This window comes from Cupriavidus numazuensis (genome assembly GCF_905397435.1).
GTDB classification, from domain to species: Bacteria; Pseudomonadota; Gammaproteobacteria; order Burkholderiales; family Burkholderiaceae; genus Cupriavidus; species Cupriavidus numazuensis.
In genome coordinates, this window is sequence record NZ_CAJPVI010000081.1 from 1 (window position 1) to 23,257 (window position 23,257).

A 23,257-nucleotide genomic window follows, 5' to 3' on the forward strand; every position below is an offset into this window, starting at 1 on the left:
CGCTTTTCTGCCTACTCTTTTGTCGCTCGGACAAAAGAGTAGGTCGCCGGCTACGCCGGCGAAACAGCAGCGCCCGCCAAGAACGACAACCCCACAATTCGTCGAAGAACCGGTGGAAAGAGCGGTGCAATCAGGACTCGTTTGGTAGCCGCAGCGAAATGCCAAAGCCCGCGCCGGGCGAGAGCACCCGGCGCGGGCTTGCATGCCATCGCGGTCAGAAGATGTGGCGGATCCCCGTCGCTACGCCAACCATGTTCTTGCCACCAGGCGGCAGCGCATAGTTGAACAGGTAGAGCGTGAAGGCGCCGTCGTTGCCCAGGCTGCCGTTGTGTGCCCAGGCGGTCGACAGGTAGAGGTCGGTGCGCTTGCTGAGCGCGTAGTCCACCACCAGGCTGACCTGCTGCGGATTGGCTGGATTGGTGGCAACGCCCGTCGCCCCGTTCAGGTTCATCTTCTTGATGTTGGAGTAGTAGTACCCCAGTGCCACGTCAAGCGCCGGCGTGAACTTGTAGTTGGCGCCCGCGAACCAGAAGTCGTCACGCAGGGCGACGTTGCCGTTGGCGTAGGTCTGGTCGCCCCAGCGGTAGCCCGCCATCAGCTTGAGCGGGCCGTTGGAATAGCTGCCGCCTGCATAGGCCTTGCGCACCTTGGCCGTCTGGCCGACGACGGCCGACGGGTTCCACTGGTCATAGGCGACGCTCGCCCCGAAGCTCTGGCCAAGGTACGTCAGCGAGCCACCCCAGGCCGTGTCATCGCGCGGGCTGCCGGGGATTTCACCGTTGCCGCCGTTCGTGAGCTGAACGCCGGCGCCGCCGGGGCTCAGCGAGGTGACCGGCAGGCCGGCACCGAACGAGTAGTGGGCGGACGCAGAGATACTGCCGAACTGGCCCGAGTACTTGATGGTGTTGTTGGGCTTGTAGTCGATGCCAACCATCCAGATGCCCGGTTCGTAAGCCGGCGAGAAGCGCGCCGGCATGAAGTTCACGATGGCATCGGTCATCGACGAGAACTGCTTGCCGAAGCCGACCTTGCCATATTCGTTGCTGAGCGCGACGTATGCCTGGCGGTTGAAGATGGCGGAGTTGCCCGTGAAGATGCCTGTGTCCGAGTTGAAGCCGCTTTCCAGTACAAAGGACGCTTTCAGGCCCCCGCCGAGATCTTCGACACCACGTAGCCCCCAGCGCGACGCCGACATGCCGCTCTGGTTGATCATCCCGAACCGCGAGCCGACTGGCGCAACGCCCTGGCTCGGGCTGGTCGCCCCCGGCGGCAGCACGGTGGGCGCCGTCGCCACGCGGTTGATGTACTCCACGCCCGTGTCGATGACCCCGTACAGCGTCACGCTCGTCTGGGCGTGGACCGCGCCGGCGACGGCGAACAGGGTCAGTGCGCTTGGCAGTTTTCTCACCTTCATTGTCTCCTCGTTTCTTGGTTTTCCTCTTGCATCCGCGATGCAGAGGGCTGGCTCGGGCTTCTCGCTCGATCTGGTCCGCTGCGTCAGTCGAAGCGCTCCCCGGTCGACCTCGATGCACAGCCGCCCGGGTGCGCGCTCCCTGACGCCGCGGTTTTAGTGCACTGCGCGGTCCTTGCCTGACCAGTACGGCGCCCGCAGGTCGCGCTTCAGGACCTTCCCCGTACCGGAAAGCGGCAGTTCGCTGCGGAATTCGACGGTCTTCGGGCACTTGTAGCCCGCAATGAGCGTGCGGCAATGCTCACGGATGTCCTCCGCGGTTGCCGTCATGCCGGGCCGGAGCACCACCACGGCATGCACGGCCTCTCCCCAGGCCTCGCTCGGGATTCCGATGGCCGCGCACATGGCGACCGCGGGGTGCCGCCCCATGGCGTTCTCGACCTCGGCCGAGTAGACGTTCTCGCCGCCGCTGACGATCATGTCCTTGATGCGGTCGACGATGAAGATGTGTCCTTCCGCATCCATGTACGCGCCGTCACCGGTATGCATCCAGCCGTTCCGGAAGGCCTTTGCGGTTTCTTCCGGCTTGTTCCAGTAGCGCCGGGTCACGCTCGCGCCCCTCACGATCAGTTCGCCCACCGTGCCGCGCGGCACTTCGTTGCCTTCGCGGTCGACGATCCGTACGGACAGCCCGTAGCCCGCGCGGCCTACCGACAAGTGCAGGCCACGCTCGCGTGCCGCCTTGCCGTGGTTCTCGGGCGGGTTCGAGGCGACGATCATGGTTTCGGTCAAGCCATAGGAATGAACGAACTCGACCCCGGGAAACTGTTCGAGCGTGCGTTCCAGCACGGCGGCATTGAACGGCGATGCGCCATAGCCCAACCGCCTGACGCTGCTCAGGTCGCGCCGCGTGAAGTCCGGATGCTGGATCAGCATCTGGATCATCGTCGGCACGAACGCGATCTCGGTGACGCGCTCGCGCTCGATCGTCTCCAGCACTTGTGCCGCGTCGAACATGGGCAGGATGACGTGCTGCTCGCCGGCAATGAACTGCGCCACCACGCGGGTGAAGGCTGCGATATGGAAGAAGGGCGACGCATGCAGCGCGCTGCCGCCGCGCAATGGCGGCAGGTCCGCCATGCGCTGGATGCTGCCGCACCACAGGCTCATGTGCGTCTGCTCCACGCCCTTCGGGAAGCCGGTGGTGCCACCCGTGTACATGACGATGGCGAGGTCGTCGTAGCCGCGCGCTGCATCCGGCACGGGAGCCGCATCGGCGATCAGCGTCTCGAACGAGAGCATGCCGTCCGGCGCCGGGCCGTCTCCGGCGTGGATGACGACAGGCGCATGCCTGGCCGTGGCGCTGATGCCGTCGGCCATGTGCAGGAAGTGGTCGTCGACGATGAGGATGCGGGTATCGCAGTCGTCCAGCGAATAGACGATCTCGGGCACGCTCCAGCGGATGTTCACCGGGTTCATCACGCCGCCGCCCCACCAGACGGCCATGGCGTATTCGAGGTAGCGGTCGGAATTGAGCGCCAGCATGCCGACGCGGTCGCCCGCCGCCATGCCCAGCGCCTGCAGCGCCCCCGCCAGCCGCGCGACACGGTCGGCGAATTCGCGGTACGTGCGACGGCGATCCCGGAATACCGTGACTACCCGGTCGGGATTCAGTTGCAGTGAGCGATGCAGGCCTTGGGTCAGTTGCATGAATGTCTCCGGATGGCTTCCGGTCTGTTGTCTGGTGGGCATTGACGCCCTGCCGGAAAGCGGTAGGCCGGAGTAGATCAGCCGGGGCGCTTCGCTAAAGCCACCGTCAATCGGTGGGGTTGGCGCCACCCACGGCCATGTCTGGCGCATATGTGCAGGCGAGCACGCATGCGGACGAGCGCAGGACCCGCCGGCGCCCCCCATTCGGCGGTGGGAGTTGCGCAACCCCGCGCCGCGCAACATCCATGCATCGGACGCGCCGGTGACCATGCCGGGCCCGCCACAGCCAAGACCAGAAAGGAGATGACCATGCAATTGCCTTCCCACGTACCGCAGGAGAAGGACCTGCTGACGATCGATTCGGACAAGGAGCCGTGGGTCAAGGACTTTCCCAGCCCGGGCTCCGACCTGTGCCCGCTGTTCTTCGATCCGCAGAACGGTATCTGGGTGATTCGCGCCCGGGTCGCGCCGGGCGTGACCCTGCCGAACCACTTCCACACCGGGACCGTGCATTTGTTCACGATGGCGGGCGAGTGGAATTACACCCAGTACCCGCACCAGCCGCAGACGGCCGGCTCCTATCTCTACGAGCCGGGTGGCTCGATCCACCAGTTCAGCACGCCGGCCGACAACGCCGGGCCGACGGACATGTTCATGGTGATCTACGGCGCCAACATCAACTTCGACGCCGACGGCAAGTTCATCAACATCTCCGATTCGAGCTTCATCGAAACGATGATCAACAAGGCCGCGCAGGCGCGCGGCATGGCGCCGCTGAAGTACATCCGCAGCCTGGGCGCGCGCTACACCGCGCAGTGAGCCACATCGTCCAACCCATTCCGGAGAACACCATGCCTGACTTCAACGTCTCAGGAAAGACCGTCCTGATCACCGGCGGCACCGGTGGCATCGGCGGTGCCTTTGCCAGCGCGTTCCTTGCGCATGGCGCCCACGTGATCGTGGCGGACCTGCACATCCCCGAGGCAGGGCTCGATCCGCGCATCCGCTATGAGGCGCTCGATGTGCGCAATGCCGACGCCATTGGCGCACTGGCCGACCGCGTCGAAGCGCTGGACATCCTGATCCATTGCGCCGGCCGCGCGAGCCGCGAAGAGTACAACCCCGAGGTCTTCGCCGACATCATCGATATCCACCTGGTCGGCAACCTCCGGCTGGCCAACGCCTTCCGGCCGCAACTGAAGGCGAGCCGGGGCTGCGTGATCAACATCGCGTCGATGTATTCGTACTTCGGCTCTCCCGCCACGCCGGCGTATGGCGCGGCCAAGGCCGGCATCGTGCAGTTGACGAAGTCGCTGGCGATCGCCTTTGCCGCCGACGGCATCCGCGTGAACGCCATCGCGCCCGGCTGGATCAGCACGGCGCTCACGCGCACCAGCCGCGACAACGACGCCTTCAACCAGCGCGTCGTCAGCCGCATCCCGGACGGCCAGTGGGGCGAGCCGGAAGACGTGGCAGGCGCGGCCATTTTCCTCGCGTCGCCCGCGGCCCGGCTGATCAACGGCGCAACCCTGCCGGTGGACGGCGGGTACTCGGTTACCTGAGCGGCCATCTGAGTGCGACACACGAAATGAAAGCTATCGCCTTTGAGAGCGTGGACAAGCCGCTGGCGCTGGTCGAGATGGCTGCGCCGGCCTTGCCCCCGGACAGCCTGAAGATCCGGGTACAGGCCTGCGGCATCTGCGGCTCCGACCTGCATGCGGCGCAGACGCCCGGCATGCTCGGCGCGGGCGCGGTGCTTGGCCACGAGTTTGCCGGCGAGGTAGTGGCGGTCGGCGCCGATGCGGGCGCGGATTTTCAGCCGGGCGACCGGGTAGTGGCGCTGCCGTTCCGTGCCTGCGGGCAGTGTGAGGAATGCCGCTCGGGTCGACGCACATCGTGCCGCAGGCCCGCTACGCAGGGCTTCAACCCCGCGGTGCCCGGCGCGTATGCCGAATACACGATATGCCAGGCTGCCATGGCCATGAAGTTGCCGGACACCATGCGCTATGAGGATGCCGCCATGGTCGAGCCGTTCGCCGTTGCACTCGGCGCCTGGCGGACCGCCAATGTGCCAACCGGTGCGGGCGTACTGATCCTCGGCGCCGGCGTGATCGGGCTTGCCGTGGCGGCGTGGGCGCGCTTCTTCGGCGCCGGCGATGTGGCCATCAGCGATCTCGTGCCGGAGCGCCTTGCCCGTGCCGCAGCCGCCGGCGCCGATATTGCCATCGACGCCTCGGTGGTCGACAACCCGGTCGCGGAATTCCAGCGCGCGACCGGTCAGGCGCCGGCAGTGATCTTCGAATGCGTAGGCCGGCCGATGCTGCAGAAGATCGTCGACATGGCGCCGCCGGGCGCGCACCTCGTCATCGCCGGCGCAAACCTGGAGCCGGAGCGGTTGTCGGTGCTGTCGGCCACCGTCAAGCGGCTGCGCATGAGCTTCGCGTTCGCCTACGAGCGCGCCGACTTCGCCTTCACGCTGCGCATGCTGGCGAATCAACGCGTCAACGCGGCACCGTTCATCTCGTCGGTGATCTCGCTGGACGAGGTGCCGGAGACCTTCGAGGCACTGAAGCGTCCGAACAGCCAGTGCAAGGTGCTGATCCGGGCCTAGACGCCCCAGCCAACTGACAAGGCGGCACGAAGCGATGCCGCCGCAGGAGACAGACATGCTTGACATACAGCCACGCGCGCACCATGCGGCGCCGGGCGCGCCGCCATCCCGTGCCGCGAACGGTGCCCGGATCAGCCAGGCAGTACTCGACAACGAAAAACTGGTGAGGCATCAGGACAGCACGCCTTACCAGGTGACGGAGCGCGTCTGGGTGCTGCCGGGCACGACGCTCAACGCGGCGCTCATCATCGGCGACGACGGGCTGATCGTCTGGGAGAGCGGCGAGCACATCGAACACGGCCGCCAGTACCGCGAGCGCATCCGCGCCATCAGCACGTTGCCGATCAAGGCCGTGATCTACAGCCACAGCCACTACACGCTGGGCACCAGCGCATTGATCGAGGGTGAAACCGACGTAGCGATCATCGGCCACCCGCAGCTCAACGCGAACATGCGGGCAGGCTCGGTCGGCGTGGCCTTTCCGGAGATCGAGCCGCTGCAGCGCGCCCGCGCTGTCCAGCATGCCCAGATGCTGCTGCCGGAAGAGGGCGACGATGCGCAATACGGCTTCGTCATTGGTCGCGGCAAGCCGGGCTTCGTGCCCGTCAACACGCCTGTGAGCCATGGCGAGACCTTGACCATCGCTGGCGTGCGCCTGCAGTGTTTTACCGAAGGCGGGTCCGATACGGACGACTGCCTCAGCGTCTGGCTGCCAGATGAGCAACTGGTACTGAACAACATCCTCTGGCCGTGGCAGCCGAACTTCTACACGCCACGCGGGGCCAAGTTCCGCGATCCGCGCATCTGGGCGAGAGCCTTGCGACAGATTCTGGCGCTGCGTCCGCAGTACCTCGTCAGCCAGCACGCCAGGACCCTCGTCGGCGCTGATGAGATCGAGCGCACGCTGCGCAACTATCTCGACTTCACGCTGCTCGTGCTCGACCAGACCTTGCGCGGAATCCTGCAGGGCAAAGGTCCAGACGAACTGCGCGGGTTTGTCAGGCTGCCGCGTCACCTGGCGGAAGACCCGTGGCTGTTCGAGTCCTATGGGCGGCTCGACTGGCATGCGCCGTACATCATGAACCATGCCGTGGGCTGGTGGGACGGCGACGCCGCTTCGCTAGTCAGGCTGCCGCCGGAAGACATTGCACAAAGGATGGTGCCGCTGCTTGGCGGCCGCGAAGGCGTGCTGGCGGCGGTGGAAGACGCGTCCACACGGGGCGAACTGCCGTGGGCGCTCGAACTGCTGAATTACCTGTTCCGCCTCACGCCGGAAGATGCGCAACTGCGGCAGCGCAAGGCTGCGCTGCTGCGCACCAGCGCCCATGGCACCACGAGCAGCATCACGCGCGGCTTCATGCTGACGCAGGCGCTCGCGCTGGAGGGAGCGATCAGCCTGCCGGGCGTAATCCTTCCGCCGGCCGCGCAGGTGAGCGCAACGCCAGCAACGTTCGTCGACCACATGCGGGTACGCGTGGATCCCATCCGTGCCCAGGAGACCGACGCGGTCCTGCGCTTTGACTTCACTGACGGTGCGAAGCAGTCGGTGGCGCTTCATTTGCGCCGGGGCGTCGCCGAGTTTCTCGACAGTCCGCAACAGCACTACCGCAAGGCCGATTTCGTTTTGGCGATGGATGGCGCGGCTTTCGCCCAGCTCTATCTTGGCCGGGAATCGCTCGGGTCACTGCTGCAACGCGAGGCGGTCCAGCTCGAAGGTGACCGGGACGAAGCGTTTGCATGCCTGGCGCTGTTTGATACGCCGGCTCGATAAGCCGGAAATCCTTCTTCGGAGAATGCAGACATGAATGCTCAGGACTATGCCGGTGCGCTTGCCGGCAAGGTGGCCGTGATCACCGGCGGTGGCCGCGGCATTGGCAGCGCCATTGCGCAGGCCTATGCAAAGGCTGGCGCGGCCGTGGTTGTGGCGGCGCGCAGCAGCACGGAAATCGACGCCGTCGCAGGCGACATCCGGGAGGCCGGCGGCACGGCCATGGCTTGCCCGGTCGATGTCACGCGGATGGAAAGCGTCACGGCCATGTACGAACAGGCCGTGGCGCAGTTCGGCGGCGTGGATATCGTGCTGGCGAATGCCGGCACCGCCCTCAAGGCGGGAAACATCGAGACCTGCGACGTGCAGGCGTGGAAAGACACCTTTGAAGTCAATCTCTTTGGCGCGCTGCATACGGCAAGGGCCGCCATACCGCATCTGCGCAGGCGCGGCGGCGGCAAGATCCTGATGACCGGATCGGGCTCGCGCATGCGGCCGCATCCCGGGCTGTCGGCGTATGCGACGTCGAAGCTTGCGCTGTGGATGCTGACGCAGACGCTGGCGCTCGAAGTCCAGGAGGCGAACATCAGCGTCAACGAACTGATTCCCGGGCCGGTCAGGACCGCGATGACGGGCTTCGGCAAGGCCACGTTCCCGCCCGGCGAGTGGATGAAGGAGCCAGAGGACGTGGTGCCGCTCGCGCTGTACCTCGCCACCCAGCCGCTCGTCGGGCCCACCGCGCAGAGCTTCAGCCTGATGCGGCGAGTGGGATAGATCACGCATGGAAAAGCAGAAGTGGAGACAAGACATGTACGCGAATGAACATCCGGCGGCGGAGACGGGAAGCAAGGCAGTCCCGTTCTACCGTGGCGGGCAGGATCACAACAAGGTCACCGTGCCGAACGGTGCCATCCTCAACGGCGACTTCGTGCGCCACATGATGCAGGGCAAGAGAGGCGTGAGGGCGACTATGGCTCGCTCTGGCATCCACGTCATCGAGGGCTATCACAGCGTCAACTGCATCGTCGTCGAGGGAGACACGGGCCTGATCGTCATCGAAACCGGCACACGGTTTGGCCACGGGCGCGACTTCCGCAAGTTCATCCGCGGCTTCAGCGACAAGCCGGTCAAGGCACTGGTCTACTCGCACCATCACTACATCGGCGGTGCCGCGGGCCTGCTCGATGGCGAATCGGCCGCAGAGGTCCAGGTCTTCGCGCATCCGCAGACCGAGCAACTGGCGGCCACGACCGGCAGCCTGCTCGGCCCCATGCAACTGCGCCGCAGCGGCATCCAGTTCGGTGCATATCTGCCGGACACGGGCCCCGACGCCAGGCTTGGCCGCGGCGACAAGCATTTCGACGACCCGCAGATGAACGCCGCAGCGCCGCTGCCAGTGACGCATGCCGTCGCGGACGGTGAGGTCGTTGCAGTCGATGGTGTAGTCATGCGCTTCCACCATATCATCGGCGATACCCGCGACTCGCTTGCCATCGAGTTTCCGGAGCTTGACGCCGTGGTGGCCAATTCGGCGCTGGGGCCGATGGCGTATCCGATGTATACGCTGCGCGGCGACTTCTTCCGGACCCCGGACGAGCTGATCGCCGCGCTCGACCTGCTGCGCCGTCTCGACCGCACCTACGTCATCCCTGTCCACGGCAGCCCGTACACCGACAAGGCCTCGGCGCAGGCCGCGCTGACCGCGCACCGCGACGCCTATGCGTTCATCTGGAACCAGAGCCTGCGCGCGATCAACCGCGGCATGTCGCCCGACGAGATGGTCGCCAGCATCCAACTGCCGGAACATCTGGCGAACGACCCCGTGCTCTATCCGGGCTACGTGGACTGGGAATACGGGATTCGCGGGGTCTACCGAGGCCTGGTGGGCTGGTACAACGAAGACGGCGCCGATCTGCACCCGCCGTCGCGCGCCGAAATGGGCGATGTACTGGTGGAAGGCTTTGGCGGTGAAGAGGCATTGCTGTCGCGCGCACGCCAGGCCATGGGCGAGCACAAGTACAACCTTGCCGCGAGCCTCATGAGCTACCTTGTCGCCGCGCAGCCCGGTTCCGAGGCGGCGCGGCAGCTCAAGGCTGATGCGCTGCGTGCGATGGCGCAAGCCACGCGTACCGGTATCCAGACGCGACATTTCCTGCTGACCGAGGCCCTGCACCTGGAAGGCAAGACGGACTGGCACCAGCCGTCGCCGAAATCGTTCTTCGCCGCAGAAGGCGCGGAGACGCTTGCGCAGCGCGCGCCACAAGAGCTGGTGAAACTGCTGGAGCAGCGCCTGGATCCGACGGTGTCTCCCACGTTGCGCACGAGCGTGGCCTTCCGCTTTCCGGGGCGCGGTGCCTGCGGCCTGCTGCTGCGTCCCGGCATTGCCGAGTACCGGGACGAGCCACCCGAGGACGCGGCACTCGAGTTGTCCCTGGATGCGCTCACCATGGCCCGGCTGAGCCTCGGAGAGACCAGCCTCACAGGCGAGGTGGCGAGCGGCGCGGTGCGCGCCCGCGGCAACACCGATCTGGTTCGCGTTATCGAGGCCGCGCTCGCGCTGGTGGCGCGCACAGCGTGAAAGGGGAGACTTCAATGCCATTCGAAATCGAACACCATTACGCCACCCTCAACGGCTACCGCATGCATTACGCGAGTTGCGGCAGCCCTGACAGGCCGCTGCTGCTGTGCCTGCATGGATTCCCCGAAAGCTGGCACTGCTGGGAAGGCGTGCTGCAGACGCTCGCGGAACGCTTTCACGTCGTGGCGCCGGATACGCGCGGCATCAATGAATCGGAAGGGCCGGGCGAGCTGCAAGGCTATCGCGTGCGCAATATGGTCAGCGACGTGGCGGCGCTGCTCGACCATCTGGGACAGCAGCAGTGCATCCTTGCCGGGCACGACTGGGGCGGCGCGATTGCGTGCGCCTTCGCCATTGCGCATCCCGAGCGGCTGCGCGGGCTCGTGATTGTCAACTCCACGCACTCGGCCATCTTTGCGCGGGAACTCAGGCGCAGCGCGGCGCAGCGCGAGGCCAGTGCCTATATCCAGTTCTTCCTGCAGGACGACACGGAGGCCTCGGTCTGCGCGGACGACCACGCCTATCTGCGCGCGATGCTGGCGCAGAACTCGCAGACCGGCGCGCCTCCGGCCTGGTTCGACGAAACGTTGCAGGAAGCGTACCGGCGCGCGTGGTCACGGCCGGGTTCGGTGCGGGCGGGCCTTTCGTACTATCGCGCCTCCCAGTACTTGACGCCGTCTGACGGCGCTGCCGTCCCGGACGAAGCCGCCCTGGTCGTGCGCGTGCCGACCCTGTTCGTCTGGGGCGAGCGGGATGGCTTCCTGCTCACCGGTTGCATCGACGGGCTCGACCAGTACTTCACCAACGTCCAGGTCGAGCGCATTCCGGAGGGCAGCCATTGGGTGATCCACGAGCACGGGGAAAGCGTGTCGCGTCATATCGCGCATTTTGCCGCCCGGCTCGGCACACCGGAGCAGACGCATGTCCCGGCCGATTGAACACCACTACGCCACCCTGAACGGCTTCCGCGCTCACTACGCAAGCTGTGGCAACCCCGACAATCCGCTGCTGCTGTGCCTGCATGGCTTTCCCGAAAGCTGGATGGCCTGGCGCGGCGTGATGCCGGCGCTGGCCGAGCAGTATTACGTGGTCGCCCCGGACACGCGCGGCATCAACGAGTCAGAGGGACCCGGCGAGGTTGCGGGCTACACCACGGGACATCTGGCCAGCGACGTAGAGGCCTTGCTCGATCACCTGGGCGCGCGCGACTGCGTGCTGGCGGGCCACGACTGGGGCGGGGCCATTGCGTGCGCGTTCGCCGTCGCGTACCCGGAGCGGCTGCGCGGGCTGGTCATCGTTAATTCGACGCACCCCGGCGTGTTCGTGCGGGAGCTGATCGGGAATTCCGCACAGCGCGCGGCCAGCGCCTATATCAGCACCTTCCTGCGCGACGACGCCGAAACCATGCTGCGCGCCAATGACTTTGCCGCGCTGCGGGCCGGGATGGGGCAGGACTTTCGGACGGGGACGTCTCCCACGTGGTTCGACGCGCCGATGCAGGCGGAGTACCAGCGGTCATGGTCGAAGCCGGGGTCGCTGCGCGCGGGACTTTCCTACTATCGCGGCACGCAATGGCAGCCGGAGTCGGATGCCCGCAACGAAGACTTGGTGCAGCGACGGTACGTCGACGATGCCTGCAAGCCGATCCACGTCCCCACGCTCGCGATCTGGGGCGAGCAGGACCGCTTCCTGCTGGACGGCTGCGTCGAAGGGCTGCATCGCTTTATTCCGGACCTTCGCATCGAGCGTATCCCCGAGGGCAGCCACTGGGTCATCCACGAGCACGGGCCACGCGTGGCACAGCGGATGTCGCACTTCATCGACGGCATTCCGCCATTGGCGCCATAGCGCCCGGCTGACTACACATCCAACGACAAGGAGACAAGACATGTTCAAGGCATTGCTTGCAGCGACCCTGCTGAGCGCGGCTTCCTTCGCCGCACACGCACAGGCCCCGTACCCGAGCCGGCCCATCACGATGATCTACCCGTATCCGGCGGGCGGCGCCGGCGACACGACGGCGCGCGCACTGGCCGAGCAGATGAGCAAGCGCCTGGGCCAGCCGATCATCGTCGACAACCGCCCAGGGGCATCAGGAATCATCGGGACCAGCGCCGGCGCCAGGGCCAATCCGGACGGCTACACGATCCTCATCACCCTGGCCCAGTCGGTGCTCAATAACCAGTTCCTGTTCAAGAAGCTGCCGTACAACCCCGGCAAGGACTTCAGCTTCATTACGGAGGTCTGCAGCGCGAGCCTGCTGCTGACGGCGAATCCGTCCATTCCGGTGAAGACGGTGCCGGAGCTGCTGGCGTGGGGCAAGGCGCACCGGATCAACTACGGTTCGTGGGGTGTCGGCTCATACGGGCATCTGACCGGTGCCTACCTGGCCGACCTGAAGCGGCTTGATCTTGTGCATGTCGCCTACAAAGGCGAGGCGCCCATGGTGCAGGACCTGATCGGGGGCCAGATCAACGTTGCCTTTGCCTCGCTCGCCACCGTCAAGCCGTTTGCGGAAGGCGGGAAACTGCGGGTGCTGGCGGTTGCCGGCGAGCGCCGCTTGCCCGGCTTCCCGGATGTGCCGACGCTGGCCGAGGCGGGGCTGCCCCAGCCGGAGTTCAAGCCGACCGGCTCGTTCATGATGCTGGTGCCGAGTGCCACGCCGCCCGAGATCCGGAGCCGGCTCGAGGAAACCGCACGGGCGTCGATCGCCAGCAAGGAATTCCAGGAGCGCATCGCCGCACTGGGGCTGGTGCCGATCGGCAATTCCGCCAAAGACGCGCGCGCCAATTACGAGTCGCTGTACCCGGTGCAGAAGCGGCTGGTCGAACTGAGCGGCGCCTCGCTGGATTGAGGCGCTGCGGCCCAGCCATCCTGGAAGATGAATCAAATGAAAGCTCTAGCCACAATCCCCGTGCACTCGGACGAGGGCATCGCCCTGGCGCGGCGCGCAGGCATGCTCGCCGCGGACGTCCTGGAGATGATCGGTCCCCACGTCCGGCCCGGAGTCTCGACCAACGCGCTGGACCAGCTCTGCCACCAGTACATCGTGGATGTGCTGGGCGTCCGGCCGGCCAACGTGGGCTATCACGGCTATCCGAAGACGATTTGCGCTTCGGTCAACCATGTTGTCTGCCACGGCATCCCCTCGGACAAGATTCTCCGGGACGGGGATATCGTGAACATCGACGTGGCCATCGAAAAGGATGGCTGGTACGGGGACACCAGCCGCATGTACTACGTCGGCAAGCCTGGCATTCTGGCAAGACGCCTGGTCGAAACGACGTTCGAGGCGATGATGGCGGGAATCGGCGCGGTGCGTGCAGGCGCCACGCTGGGCGACGTGGGGCATGCGATCCAGACCGTGGCGCGGCGCGAGGGATTCGGCGTGGTGCGAGAGTATTGCGGCCATGGCATCGGGCAGGTCTACCACGATGAACCACAGGTGCTGCACTACGGACGCCCGGGAACCGGCGTGCGCCTGCGGCCGGGCATGATCTTCACCATCGAACCCATGCTCAATGCGGGGCGCGCCGACATCAGGCAGCTGCAGGATGGCTGGACCGTCGTCACCAAAGACCGGTCGCTGTCGGCCCAATGGGAGCACATGGTCGCCGTCACGGAAGAGGGCTGCGAGATTCTTACGCCATGGCCGCGCACGGCAACGGACACCGCGGCAGCGGCGGCAACGCCAGCCGCATCGAGCCCCCAAAACCCGGTGGGAAATTGCGTCGCTGCCTTGCAGGAAGATGGCAGCGTGATCCGGTAACGCCGCCAATGCCGCTAACGCCGCTATCGCAAACGCTTGTCCACCAGCAGTCTTTCCTTGTCCATCATGTTGACCGAAACGATCGAACTCCGCGAATGCCGCCTTGTCATTGAAGACGGCATTGCCGAGTTTTCCCATCAGCGCCCTGAAGCCCGCAATGCCCTGTCGTCCACCATGCGGCTCGACTACCGCGAGATGCTGGACCGTGTCGAGGCCGACCGGAGTATCCGGGCGTTGATCCTCACCGGCTCGCAGGGCAGCTTCTGTGCCGGTGGCGATGTGCGGGTCATGCAGCGGATGCAGGAAGAGGGCAGTGTCACTTCCGAGGCGGTACGCCGCAGGGTGCTTGACTTCCACGCCTGGTTCCAGCGGCTGCGCGATCTCGACATCCCCGTCATTGCTGCCGTCGACGGCCCGGCGGCCGGTGCAGGCTTCTCGCTGGCGCTGGTGGCCGACTTCGTGCTGGCCTCCTCGCGCGCCACCTTCTGCATGTCGTTCGCACGAGTCGGGTTGATTCCGGATCTGGCAGCGTTGTACCAACTGCCGCGCATCGTAGGCCTGTCGCGTGCCAAGGAGCTCGTTCTGACGGCCCGCAAGCTGGGGGCGGAAGAGGCGCGGCAATTAGGCATCGTCCATGCCATCCATGAACCCGGCGAGCTGGAGAAGCAAGCCTGGGCCTTCGCGCGCAGGTTTGTCAGCGGCCCGCGCGAGGCCATGGGCCTGGGCAAGTGCCTGCTCAACCGCAGTTTTGAAACGCCCTACCAGACCATGGTCGAACTGGAAGCCGCCAGCCAGGCGATTGCCGCGGGAACTTCCGATTTCCGGGAATCGATTGCGGACTTCTTCGCTGGCAGGCCGGCGCGTTACGACTGGGACAGGGGCTGAAACCCGAATACCGTTTCAGTTGCCCTGCGAGTGAGGCGTGCCTTGTCCCCTCGGCACCTGCAGATCCCGGATCCGCTCGATGGCCTCGTCCCGGCCCGACACGCCGAGCTTGCCGTAGATGTTCGTGAGATGCCATTTCACCGTCTCGGGCGAAAGGCCGAGGGCACGGGCAATCTTCTTGGCGGTCAGCGCTTGTCCGAGCAGCCAGACCACGTCTGCTTCGCGCTGGCTGAGCTTTGGCGCCGTGGCAGGTGCGTTGCGGTTGCTCTTGCCCGCCTGTGCCGCAGCAAGGGCTTCGGTCCGGCGCAGGACGCGCTCGGCATAGAAGCCCAGCACCGGGTCCAGTGCCGGATCGGCGGCGACCTGTGCGATCAGGGCGGGCGCATCGGCATGGCTGTCGACCAGGGTGCGCATGAGGCCGAGCTTGTGGCCAAGCTCCAGTGCAGCGATGACGTCGGCCTGCGCCGCCGCAGGGCGCCCGCTGCGCGTCTCCACCACGGCGCGCTGCATGAACAGGGCCGCGGTCTCGCGCTGCCTGCCATGGCGCGCGCAGTCGTCCAGCAGGCTGCCAATATCGCGCCGCGCCTGTTCGATGTCGCCGGTCTCCAGCCGCCAGCGCAGCGCTGCCACCTGTGCCACGTGGTGAATCTCACTGAACGGTGACTGCGCATGGTGCGCGTAGCGCGCGTCGATCGTGGCCAGCCGCTCCAGGCACTCCTGTGCGGCTGCCACCTCGCCGGTCGCGGTGCGGCGCCAGGCTTGCAGGGCCAGGCAGTGCGCGAGCAGGCGGTCGAGTCCCAGGCGGATCGCAAAGTCCTCCAGCCGTTCCAGGTAGGAGAAGGCCTCCAGGCGGTGGCCGGCCGTCCAGCGCGTGCCGGACAGCACGGTCATCAGGCGCAGGACCGCGTCGGGGAGCGAGATGTACTCCAGCACATCGACCCGTGCCTCAAGCAGGTCGCGTACCCGCTGGTCCTCGCCTTGCTCATAGAGAATTTCGCCCAGCAGGGCGATGGCGAGGTTGGCCGTGTCGGCCGACGCCATGCCGCCGGCTTCCGCATCGCGCAGCACCGGGCGGCAGATGCGTTCGGCCTCGGTCATCCTTCCCTCGATCAGGTAGCTCAGGCCGGCCAGGCATTGGCCGTACAGCGTGCCCGTCACGGAGCCTGCCGGCAGCAAGCCTTGCGCCGCGGGCGGATCCGACAGCAGGCTGCGCGCCTGCTCGAACCGGCCTTGCCGCATGTAGAGCCAGCACAGGATGTGCCGGCTGCCGCCCAGCGTGACGGCGGTGGCAGCGGCTGGCGGGACTTCGAGCCGGGGCAGCACTGACTGCGCGCTGTCGGTGTCGTCGCGCAGGACGGCCAGCGCGCCCCGCAGCGCAATCAGCATGAAGCGGTTGGCTTCGTCGTCGCGCGGCATCGCCTCGTCCACGGCGTCCAGCGATGCGGCGCAGTCGTCCAGTTCGCGTCGATAGAGCTGCACGCGCGCCATCCATAGCTGCAATGCCAGGCTGCGCTGGACCTGGGCCTTGGGCAGCAGGCGTACCAGCGTCATCAGCCGCACCCGCTCCCCGCGCAGGAACAGGTCTTCCGCACAGGCTTCCACCATCTCGGCCGCGGCTTGCGGCTCGTCGGCGTCGAGCGCGTGCTGGACAGCCTCTTCCGGCAGGCCGTGGTCGCGGAACCAGTGCCACGCCGATTGCTGCAGGGCGCGGCGCGTCGTCGCGTCAAGCCCCGCGAAGCGCTCGGACATCGCCTCGTTCAGCAATGGGTGCAGGCGATACCAGGGATCTTGCTGCTCGGTCCCGACACGCGAAATGAACAGGTTGTCGCTTTCCAGCCGGGCCAGCCGCGCCGCCGCTTCGGCTTGCGTAGTGCCGTCGTCAAGCAGGCGCGCGCAAAGCGAGGCGCAGAAGCGGCTGCACGGCGACACGCGCACCAGCAGGTCCAGTTCGGGTGTTGCGAGCCGGTCGAGGACTTCGCGTTCGAAATACAGGGAAAAGGCGCGCGCGGTCCGTAGCTGCTTCTGGAAAAACGCAAGCGCGGCTTCCGGCTTGGGCGTGCCGCGCCTTTGCTTTTTCCACGCCAGGGTGAAGAGTTGCAGGCCGGCCGCCCAGCCATCGGTCAGCCCATGCAGGCGCTGCGCGCTGGTATGGTCAAGCTCGCCGAGCTGTGATTTCAGGAACTGTTCGGACTCGTCGGCCGAGAACTGCAGGTCCCCAGCGTCGAGTTCGAGCAGCTCGTTCTCGGCGCGCAGGCGGTCCAGCGATGCGGGGATGGCCGAACGCGACGCGAGCACCAGATGCAGATTGGCCGGCGCGTAGTCGACCAGCCATTGCAGCGCGGCATGGACACGCGGGTCCGCCAGCAGATGGACGTCATCGAGGACAAAAACCAGTTCGCGGCCGTGGCGGGCAATGCCGCGGACCAGTGCAATGATGGTGCGCTCCACGGCATCGCTGCCGCTGCCCACCTGGCTCAGCAGCCCGGCTTCACGCGAAATGGCCGGATCGACCCTGGCGAAGCTGCCGGCCAGGTCTTCGATCCATTTGGCAATGTCGTTGTCGTCTTCCGACAGGGACAGCCAGGCGACGTCATACCCGAAGGCGCCGAGTGCCCGCATCCACGCCACGAGCATCGTAGTCTTGCCGTAGCCGGCGGGGCCCTGGACGACAAAGCAGCGTCGTCGGCGGTTCTGGGTCAGGCGGTCGAGCAGCGCGGTGCGCGGCACCACCCCGCGGCCGGGCCGTGGCGGCACGAGCCGCGTATCGGCGTTCTCGACCGCATTGACGCGGGTCTCGGATGACGGTGAGTCAGGAATGGGGGCGGACATGCTGGCCACAGGACGCTTGTGTTCCGGGGGACTGGGCCAATGTAGCACAAAGGGGTGGCGCGCCGGTCCCCGCAAAGGGGCGCCAGCGCGCCACCACAGCCCGTAAGGCAGACTCAGGCTTGCGCGGTCAACACGGTCTGGATAAAGCGCCGCACTTCCTCGCCGGCAACCTCGTAGCGCTGCGGGGCGCTCAGGTCGGCGAGTTGCTGGAAGCGAGCCGCGATGCCTTCTGGCGAGAGTTCATCCCCGGCCAGCGGGAGCGGTGCCGACTCCACCATGGCGGCCACGGCAAATGCGCCGCCACCGGCAGACAGAATGGTGCGCGACGGCGCGTTCTCGCTGCAAAGGAACAGGACGCCGGGCGTGACGCGCTCCGGCTGGATGGCTGCCAGCATGTTGGCGGGCAGCAGTTCCTCGGTCATGCGCGTGGCCGCGATCGGGGCGATGGCGTTGACGCGGATGTTGCTCTTGGTGCCCTCCTGATGCAGCGCGTTCATCAGCCCGACCAGCGCCATCTTGGCTGCCGCGTAGTTGGCCTGGCCGAAGTTGCCGTAGAGGCCGGCTGCCGATGTGGTCATGACGATGCGTCCGTACTGCTGTGCCCGCATGACTTCCCAGACCGCCTTGGTGCAATGCATGGCGCCCATCAGATGGACGTCCATCACGGCGGTGAAGTCCGCCACCTCCATCTTCGAGAAGCTCTTGTCGCGCAGGATGCCGGCATTGTTGACGAGGATGTCCACGCGGCCGAACTGCGCAACGGTGTCTTCGACCATCGCGCTCACTTGCGCGAAGTCGGCGACGTTTGCGCCGTTCGCCACGGCGGTGCCGCCGGCCTGGCGGATCTCCTCGACCACGGCCAGTGCGGCCGCGGACGAACCGCCGGTGCCATCCACGCTGCCGCCGAAATCGTTGACGACGACGGTCGCGCCGCGCGCTGCCAGGCCAAGGGCGTGTTGGCGGCCGAGGCCGGCCCCGGCGCCAGTGACAATGGCAACCTTGCCATCAAATCGAATGCTCATGCTGTTTCCTGTTTCGGTATTTGCGATGCGGTGCGGTCAGGCTGCGGCCATGGCCGCGCTGTACTGCTCCATGTGGTAGTCGGTATCGCCCAGCAGCACATCGGTCATCGCCAGGTACTTGAAATAGTCGCCAACTTCCAGTTCATCGGTCATGCCCATGCCGCCGTGCAGTTGCACGGCCTGCTGGCCGACAAAGCGCGCGGCCTTGGCCGTCAGCACCTTGGCCCCCGCCAGCTTGCGCCGGCGCGAGGCGGGGTCGGCATCGTCAAGAGCCTGCGCCGCGACGAAGGCCATCGACAGTGCGATTTCCTTGTGCACGAGCATGTCGGCCACGCGATGCTGCAGCGCCTGGAACGTCGCCAACTGCTTGCCGAACTGCTGCCGCGTGCCGAGATATTCGGTGGTGATCTCGATCAGCCGTTCCATCGCGCCGGCTGCGGCAGCGCATTGCGCGGCGATGCCGTGGTCCAGTCCGAGCAGCAAGGCCGCGAGACCGTCGTGCGGCGTGCCGATGAGCGCGTCTGCCGGCAGCCTGACGTCGCGCAGGGCGAGGTCGGCACCTTGTTGTCCGTCGATGGTCGGGTAGCTGGTGACGGTCAGCCCCGCTGTGTCGCGCGGCAGCAGGAACAGGGCGACAGCGTCGCCAAGCCGCGCGCTGACGAGGTAGCCCTGCGCAGCGGCGCCGTGCCAGACCAGCGTTTTCAAGCCGTTCAGGCGGAAGCCGGCACCGTCGGCAGCGGCGGATGTCTCGATCGCTCCGGGCCGGTAGCGCGACTGGCGCTCCAGATAGGCCACCGTGACGACACGTTCGCCGCGCGAGATGGCGGGCAGCCACGCTTCGCGCTGCGCGGCACTGCCGTGCGTGCTCAGGATAGCGGTGGCGATGGCCGCCGGGATGATCGGCTCCAGCACCAGGCCGCGGCCCAGTTCGCGCTGCACCACCAGCTGGCTGGCGGCGCTCTCGCCGAAGCCGCCGTAGCTCTCGGGCACGGTCAGGCCCAGTACGCCGAGTTCGGCCAGGGTCGACCACAATGCGGGGTCAAAGCTTGCGCCATGCCTGGCGCTCTGGCGCCGATGCGCAAACGTGCACGTCGTGTCGATCAGGCGCCGCAGGCTTTCCGCCAGCATGCGCTGTGTTTCGTTGTAGCTGAAATCCATGGTTCGCCGTCCCTTCAGAACCCGATGATCATCTTGGAGATGATGTTCTTCTGGACCTCGTTGGCACCGCCATAGATCGAGGTCTTGCGCATGTCGAAATACGTGGACGCAGCGGGCGATGCCCAGTCTGGTCCGCTGACCGGCTGTACCACGCCGGCTTCCAGCCATGCCGGAGAGAACGGCCACCCGTTCGGCCCGGCCACTTCCATCTGCAGCATGGCGATGTTCTGCTGCAGTTCCGAGCCGCGGATCTTGACGATCGACGCTTCGGGGCCCGGCGTGCCGGCCGCCTGCGTCGCAACGCGCAGCAGCAGCATTTCGAGCGCCATCAGGTCCATCTCCAGCATGGCGATCCGGTCGCGCATGCGCACGTCGTCGATCAGCGTCCGGCCGCGGCCGTCGGGCGTCTCGGTCGCGTAGCGCTTGAGCAGGGCCAGTTCGCGATAGCAGTGGCCGATGCCCGCGATGCCGGTGCGCTCATGTCCGAGCAGGTACTTGGCGTAGGTCCAGCCCTTGTTTTCCTCGCCGACGAGGTTCTCGACGGGGACTTCGACGTTCTCGAACCAGGTCTCGTTGACGTGGTGCGTGCCGTCAAGCGCGTAGATCGGACGCACGGTCACGCCGGGAGACTTCATGTCGATCAGCAGCAGCGAGATGCCTTCTTGCTGCCGGGCCTGCGGATCAGTGCGGACCAGGCAGAAGATCCAGTCGGCGTACTGGGCGAACGAGGTCCAGGTCTTCTGCCCGTTGACGATGTACTTGTCGCCTTGCCGCACGGCGCGGGTCTTCAGCGAGGCCAGGTCCGAGCCGGCACCGGGTTCCGAGTAGCCCTGGCACCAGAAGTCTTCCATCGTGGGAATACGCGGCAGGAAGCGCTCTTGCAGGGCCGGGCTGCCGTACTTCATCAGCACCGGGCCGATCATGGTCAGGCCAAAGGGCATCTGGCGCGGCGCGCCGGCCTTCAGGGTCTCGATTTCGAAGATCAGCCGTTGCAGCACCGACCAGCCGGTGCCGCCCCATTGCTTCGGCCAGGTCGGCGCGCCCCAGCCGCGCGCGTGCAGGAGCTGCTGCCAGCGTACGGCGTCGCTCTTGTTCTGCTGCCGGTGATTCAACACCTTTTCCCGAATATCGCCCGGCAATGCCGAGCGGACGAAATCCCGCACTTCGTGCCGGAAGTCCTCCTCGGCTGCGGAAAAACGCAAATCCATGCTGCTGCCTCCTGTCCCATGTCTCTTGACTCTGGCGGGCGCCGGATCCGCGAAGGGGCCGGTCCGCCTGTCGCCAATGCGGCGTGTCGTCGTGTTGGGGAAGGTAGCGCGGGTCGGCGTGCGGGAATACCACCCTTGTCTGGTGGGGTGCCGGGCTACGCGTGCGATGTGATGTGTTGGCTATCCAGCCCGATCTGGCCGGATGCGTAAATCCCACCATTTGACGGTGGGATTCACGCAGCCCGGTCGTCGCGAACATGGCGTGCATCCAGGCGGAACGCCTGCCACTTCCCATATTCAGGAGACCAGCATGACTCGCAAAGTCTTTGTCGCCGGCGTCGGCATGATTCCGTTCAAGAAGCCGGGTGCCAGCGACACCTACGACAACATGGGTGCTGCCGCCGTACGCCAGGCGCTGGCGGACGCGGGCGTGGACTACGCCGATGTGCAGCAAGCCTATGCCGGCTACGTCTACGGCGACTCCACCAGCGGCCAGAAGGCGCTGTATCAGGTGGGCATGACGGGTATCCCGGTCATCAACGTCAACAACAACTGCGCGACCGGCTCGTCGGCGCTCTTCCTGGCCCGCCAGGCCGTGGCCAGCGGCGTGGTCGAGTGTGCACTGGCGGTGGGCTTCGAGTTCATGCAGCCCGGCGCGCTGAAGTCGCGCTGGGACGACCGCGCGCCGGCGCTGGAGCGCGCCATGGCGCTGACCATCGACCTCGTTGGCCAGCCGGAACTGCCGAGCGCGATCCGCCAGTTCGCGGGCGCGGGCTACACCCACATGCAGAAGTACGGCACGAAGCTGGAGACGTTCGCAAAGATCCGCGCCAAGGCCAGCCGCCACGCCGCCAACAACCCGCTGGCCGTGTTCCGCGACGTGCTGAGCACCGAAGACGTGATGAACGCGCCGATGCTGTGGGACGGCGTGATCACGCGCCTGATGGCCTGCCCGCCGACCTGCGGCGCGGCTGCCGCCGTCGTCATGTCGGAGGAGTTTGCCCGCAAGCGCGGCCTGCGCACCGACGTGCTGATCGCCGGCCAGGCCGTGACCACCGACCTGCCGAGCACCTACGACGCGCGCGACATGATCCGCGTGGTCGGTGCCGACATGGTCCGGCTGGGCGCGACGCAGGTCTTCGAGCAGACCGGCGTCGGCCCGCAGGACGTCGATGTGATCGAGCTGCACGACTGCTTTGCCCACAACGAACTGCTGACCTATGAAGCGCTCGGCCTGTGCGAGGCGGGCGGCGCCGAGAAGCTGGTCAACGACGGCGACAACACCTATGGCGGCAAGTGGGTCACCAACCCGTCAGGCGGCCTGCTGTCGAAGGGCCATCCGCTGGGTGCGACGGGCCTGGCTCAGTGCTTCGAGCTGACCCACCAGCTGCGCGGCACGGCGGACAAGCGTCAGGTGGCCGGTGCCCGCAACGCGCTGGCCCACAACATCGGTCTGGGCGGCGCCTGCGTGATCACGCTGTTCCAGAAGCAGGACTGAAGCCTGGGCCGCTGGTAAGCATTAGCAGGAAGGAGACAAAGCATGGATCTGGGTATTGGCGGCAAGGTCGCCGTGGTGACCGGCGGTGGCCGGGGGATTGGCGCGGAGACGGCGCATACGCTGGCGCGCGAAGGCGCGAAGATCGTGGTGTCCGACATCGACCTGGCCGTTGCCACGCAGGTGGCCGGCGAGATCGTGGCGAGCGGCGGCGAAGCCATCGCCACGCGCTGCGATGTGTGCCACGAGGGTGACGTGATGCAGATGGTGGCGGCTGCGACCGAAGCCTTCGGCGGCGTGGACATCCTCGTCAACAACGCCGGTTTCAACAAGGACCGCTACCTGACGAAGATGAGCGAAGGCGAGTGGGATTCGGTGGTCGACGTGGTGCTCAAGGGCGCCTTCCACTGCACGCGTGCCGTGCTGCCGTCGATGATGGAGCGGCGCTGGGGCCGCATCGTCAACATCGCCTCGCGGGCGGTGTTCGGCAACCCCGGCCAGACCAACTACAGCACCGCCAAGATGGGTCTGATCGGCTTTACCCGGGCGCTGGCGCTGGAACAGGCGAAGTACGGCATCACCGTCAATGCGGTGGCCCCCGGCTTCGTCGAGACCGAACTGATGCGTGCCAATCCCACCTACGAAGCCTTGCGGGACACCGCGCTGGCCAAGATCCCGGTCGGCTTCCTCGGCATGCCCGAGGACATCGCCTCGTCGGTCGCGTTCATGGCATCGGACCGTGCGCGGTATATCAGCGGCGTCACGCTGTACGTGACCGGCGGCCGTTTCTCTTCCTGAGTTGTCAGAGCAAAG

Annotated in this window: 19 protein-coding genes; 13 read left to right on the forward strand and 6 right to left on the reverse strand. The window is 66.5% G+C overall.

The annotated features are described in order from the left end of the window. Window positions 1-214: 214 nt before the first annotated feature. Together KHO41_RS37275 and KHO41_RS37280 are read right to left on the reverse strand one after the other, a co-directional pair. Window positions 215-1,414, reverse strand: coding sequence for a porin (locus KHO41_RS37275; protein WP_211958242.1), 1,200 nt, complete (start codon window positions 1,412-1,414; stop codon window positions 215-217). Window positions 1,415-1,567: 153 nt separating this feature from the next. Beyond that, complete coding sequence (locus tag KHO41_RS37280; RefSeq protein ID WP_211958243.1) at window positions 1,568-3,121, reverse strand: acyl-CoA synthetase; 1,554 nt, start codon at window positions 3,119-3,121, stop codon at window positions 1,568-1,570. Between the two features lie 309 nt (window positions 3,122-3,430). Between KHO41_RS37280 and KHO41_RS37285 the strand changes: the two genes are divergently transcribed. The 11 genes from KHO41_RS37285 (at window position 3,431) to KHO41_RS37335 (ending at window position 14,732) form a co-directional block, all read left to right on the forward strand. Further along, window positions 3,431-3,940 (forward strand): 2,4'-dihydroxyacetophenone dioxygenase family protein, encoded by a 510-nt coding sequence (locus KHO41_RS37285; protein ID WP_211958244.1) that lies wholly within the window; start codon window positions 3,431-3,433, stop codon window positions 3,938-3,940. A gap of 32 nt (window positions 3,941-3,972) precedes the next feature. Continuing rightward, a complete protein-coding gene (locus KHO41_RS37290; protein ID WP_211958245.1) occupies window positions 3,973-4,683 on the forward strand; it encodes an SDR family NAD(P)-dependent oxidoreductase in 711 nt (236 codons plus the stop codon). Window positions 4,684-4,709: 26 nt separating this feature from the next. Beyond that, window positions 4,710-5,732, forward strand: coding sequence for an alcohol dehydrogenase catalytic domain-containing protein (locus tag KHO41_RS37295; RefSeq protein ID WP_211958246.1), 1,023 nt, complete (start codon window positions 4,710-4,712; stop codon window positions 5,730-5,732). Window positions 5,733-5,787: 55 nt separating this feature from the next. Beyond that, the gene (locus KHO41_RS37300) at window positions 5,788-7,503 is read left to right on the forward strand and encodes an alkyl sulfatase dimerization domain-containing protein (RefSeq protein ID WP_211958247.1); all 1,716 of its coding nucleotides are present in this window, start codon (window positions 5,788-5,790) and stop codon (window positions 7,501-7,503) included. 30 nt (window positions 7,504-7,533) lie between these two features. Next, a complete protein-coding gene (locus tag KHO41_RS37305; protein ID WP_211958248.1) occupies window positions 7,534-8,274 on the forward strand; it encodes an SDR family NAD(P)-dependent oxidoreductase in 741 nt (246 codons plus the stop codon). Between the two features lie 34 nt (window positions 8,275-8,308). Then, window positions 8,309-10,078: an alkyl sulfatase dimerization domain-containing protein gene (locus tag KHO41_RS37310; protein ID WP_211958249.1), complete on the forward strand. Its 1,770-nt coding sequence runs from the start codon at window positions 8,309-8,311 to the stop codon at window positions 10,076-10,078. A 14-nt stretch (window positions 10,079-10,092) separates the two neighbouring features. Continuing rightward, window positions 10,093-11,016, forward strand: coding sequence for an alpha/beta fold hydrolase (locus KHO41_RS37315; protein ID WP_211958250.1), 924 nt, complete (start codon window positions 10,093-10,095; stop codon window positions 11,014-11,016). Further along, window positions 11,000-11,926: an alpha/beta fold hydrolase gene (locus tag KHO41_RS37320; RefSeq protein ID WP_211958251.1), complete on the forward strand. Its 927-nt coding sequence runs from the start codon at window positions 11,000-11,002 to the stop codon at window positions 11,924-11,926. The genes KHO41_RS37315 and KHO41_RS37320 overlap by 17 nt, the downstream gene beginning before the upstream one ends. A gap of 40 nt (window positions 11,927-11,966) precedes the next feature. Continuing rightward, the gene (locus tag KHO41_RS37325) at window positions 11,967-12,932 is read left to right on the forward strand and encodes a tripartite tricarboxylate transporter substrate binding protein (protein WP_211958252.1); all 966 of its coding nucleotides are present in this window, start codon (window positions 11,967-11,969) and stop codon (window positions 12,930-12,932) included. 36 nt (window positions 12,933-12,968) lie between these two features. Beyond that, window positions 12,969-13,847, forward strand: a complete 879-nt coding sequence (gene map, locus KHO41_RS37330; RefSeq protein ID WP_211958253.1) for a type I methionyl aminopeptidase — start codon at window positions 12,969-12,971, stop codon at window positions 13,845-13,847. Between the two features lie 66 nt (window positions 13,848-13,913). Next, complete coding sequence (locus KHO41_RS37335; protein ID WP_211958266.1) at window positions 13,914-14,732, forward strand: enoyl-CoA hydratase/isomerase family protein; 819 nt, start codon at window positions 13,914-13,916, stop codon at window positions 14,730-14,732. 15 nt (window positions 14,733-14,747) lie between these two features. On the opposite strand, the gene KHO41_RS37340 is transcribed toward KHO41_RS37335, so the two are convergent. The 4 genes from KHO41_RS37340 to KHO41_RS37355 form a co-directional block, all read right to left on the reverse strand. Beyond that, window positions 14,748-17,561: a LuxR C-terminal-related transcriptional regulator gene (locus KHO41_RS37340; RefSeq protein ID WP_211958254.1), complete on the reverse strand. Its 2,814-nt coding sequence runs from the start codon at window positions 17,559-17,561 to the stop codon at window positions 14,748-14,750. 113 nt (window positions 17,562-17,674) lie between these two features. Next, the gene (locus KHO41_RS37345; protein WP_211958255.1) at window positions 17,675-18,583 is read right to left on the reverse strand and encodes an SDR family NAD(P)-dependent oxidoreductase; all 909 of its coding nucleotides are present in this window, start codon (window positions 18,581-18,583) and stop codon (window positions 17,675-17,677) included. A gap of 36 nt (window positions 18,584-18,619) precedes the next feature. Continuing rightward, the gene (locus tag KHO41_RS37350) at window positions 18,620-19,741 is read right to left on the reverse strand and encodes an acyl-CoA dehydrogenase family protein (RefSeq protein WP_211958256.1); all 1,122 of its coding nucleotides are present in this window, start codon (window positions 19,739-19,741) and stop codon (window positions 18,620-18,622) included. A gap of 14 nt (window positions 19,742-19,755) precedes the next feature. Continuing rightward, complete coding sequence (locus tag KHO41_RS37355) at window positions 19,756-20,949, reverse strand: acyl-CoA dehydrogenase family protein (protein WP_211958257.1); 1,194 nt, start codon at window positions 20,947-20,949, stop codon at window positions 19,756-19,758. 310 nt (window positions 20,950-21,259) lie between these two features. On the opposite strand from KHO41_RS37355, the gene KHO41_RS37360 reads away from it, so the two are divergent. Together KHO41_RS37360 and KHO41_RS37365 are read left to right on the forward strand one after the other, a co-directional pair. After that, the gene (locus tag KHO41_RS37360) at window positions 21,260-22,447 is read left to right on the forward strand and encodes a lipid-transfer protein (protein ID WP_211958258.1); all 1,188 of its coding nucleotides are present in this window, start codon (window positions 21,260-21,262) and stop codon (window positions 22,445-22,447) included. A gap of 42 nt (window positions 22,448-22,489) precedes the next feature. Next, window positions 22,490-23,242, forward strand: coding sequence for an SDR family oxidoreductase (locus KHO41_RS37365; protein WP_211958259.1), 753 nt, complete (start codon window positions 22,490-22,492; stop codon window positions 23,240-23,242). The last annotated feature ends 15 nt before the right edge of the window (window positions 23,243-23,257 follow it).

Bases quoted from the DNA above. Each gene is read 5' to 3' on its own strand.
- KHO41_RS37275 (WP_211958242.1), bottom strand. From the start codon at position 1,414: ATGAAGGTGAGAAAACTGCCAAGCGCACTGACCCTGTTCGCCGTCGCC.
- KHO41_RS37280 (WP_211958243.1), bottom strand. From the start codon at position 3,121: ATGCAACTGACCCAAGGCCTGCATCGCTCACTGCAACTGAATCCCGAC.
- KHO41_RS37285 (WP_211958244.1), top strand. From the start codon at position 3,431: ATGCAATTGCCTTCCCACGTACCGCAGGAGAAGGACCTGCTGACGATC.
- KHO41_RS37290 (WP_211958245.1), top strand. From the start codon at position 3,973: ATGCCTGACTTCAACGTCTCAGGAAAGACCGTCCTGATCACCGGCGGC.
- KHO41_RS37295 (WP_211958246.1), top strand. From the start codon at position 4,710: ATGAAAGCTATCGCCTTTGAGAGCGTGGACAAGCCGCTGGCGCTGGTC.
- KHO41_RS37300 (WP_211958247.1), top strand. From the start codon at position 5,788: ATGCTTGACATACAGCCACGCGCGCACCATGCGGCGCCGGGCGCGCCG.
- KHO41_RS37305 (WP_211958248.1), top strand. From the start codon at position 7,534: ATGAATGCTCAGGACTATGCCGGTGCGCTTGCCGGCAAGGTGGCCGTG.
- KHO41_RS37310 (WP_211958249.1), top strand. From the start codon at position 8,309: ATGTACGCGAATGAACATCCGGCGGCGGAGACGGGAAGCAAGGCAGTC.
- KHO41_RS37315 (WP_211958250.1), top strand. From the start codon at position 10,093: ATGCCATTCGAAATCGAACACCATTACGCCACCCTCAACGGCTACCGC.
- KHO41_RS37320 (WP_211958251.1), top strand. From the start codon at position 11,000: ATGTCCCGGCCGATTGAACACCACTACGCCACCCTGAACGGCTTCCGC.
- KHO41_RS37325 (WP_211958252.1), top strand. From the start codon at position 11,967: ATGTTCAAGGCATTGCTTGCAGCGACCCTGCTGAGCGCGGCTTCCTTC.
- map (WP_211958253.1), top strand. From the start codon at position 12,969: ATGAAAGCTCTAGCCACAATCCCCGTGCACTCGGACGAGGGCATCGCC.
- KHO41_RS37335 (WP_211958266.1), top strand. From the start codon at position 13,914: ATGTTGACCGAAACGATCGAACTCCGCGAATGCCGCCTTGTCATTGAA.
- KHO41_RS37340 (WP_211958254.1), bottom strand. From the start codon at position 17,561: ATGTCCGCCCCCATTCCTGACTCACCGTCATCCGAGACCCGCGTCAAT.
- KHO41_RS37345 (WP_211958255.1), bottom strand. From the start codon at position 18,583: ATGAGCATTCGATTTGATGGCAAGGTTGCCATTGTCACTGGCGCCGGG.
- KHO41_RS37350 (WP_211958256.1), bottom strand. From the start codon at position 19,741: ATGGATTTCAGCTACAACGAAACACAGCGCATGCTGGCGGAAAGCCTG.
- KHO41_RS37355 (WP_211958257.1), bottom strand. From the start codon at position 20,949: ATGGATTTGCGTTTTTCCGCAGCCGAGGAGGACTTCCGGCACGAAGTG.
- KHO41_RS37360 (WP_211958258.1), top strand. From the start codon at position 21,260: ATGACTCGCAAAGTCTTTGTCGCCGGCGTCGGCATGATTCCGTTCAAG.
- KHO41_RS37365 (WP_211958259.1), top strand. From the start codon at position 22,490: ATGGATCTGGGTATTGGCGGCAAGGTCGCCGTGGTGACCGGCGGTGGC.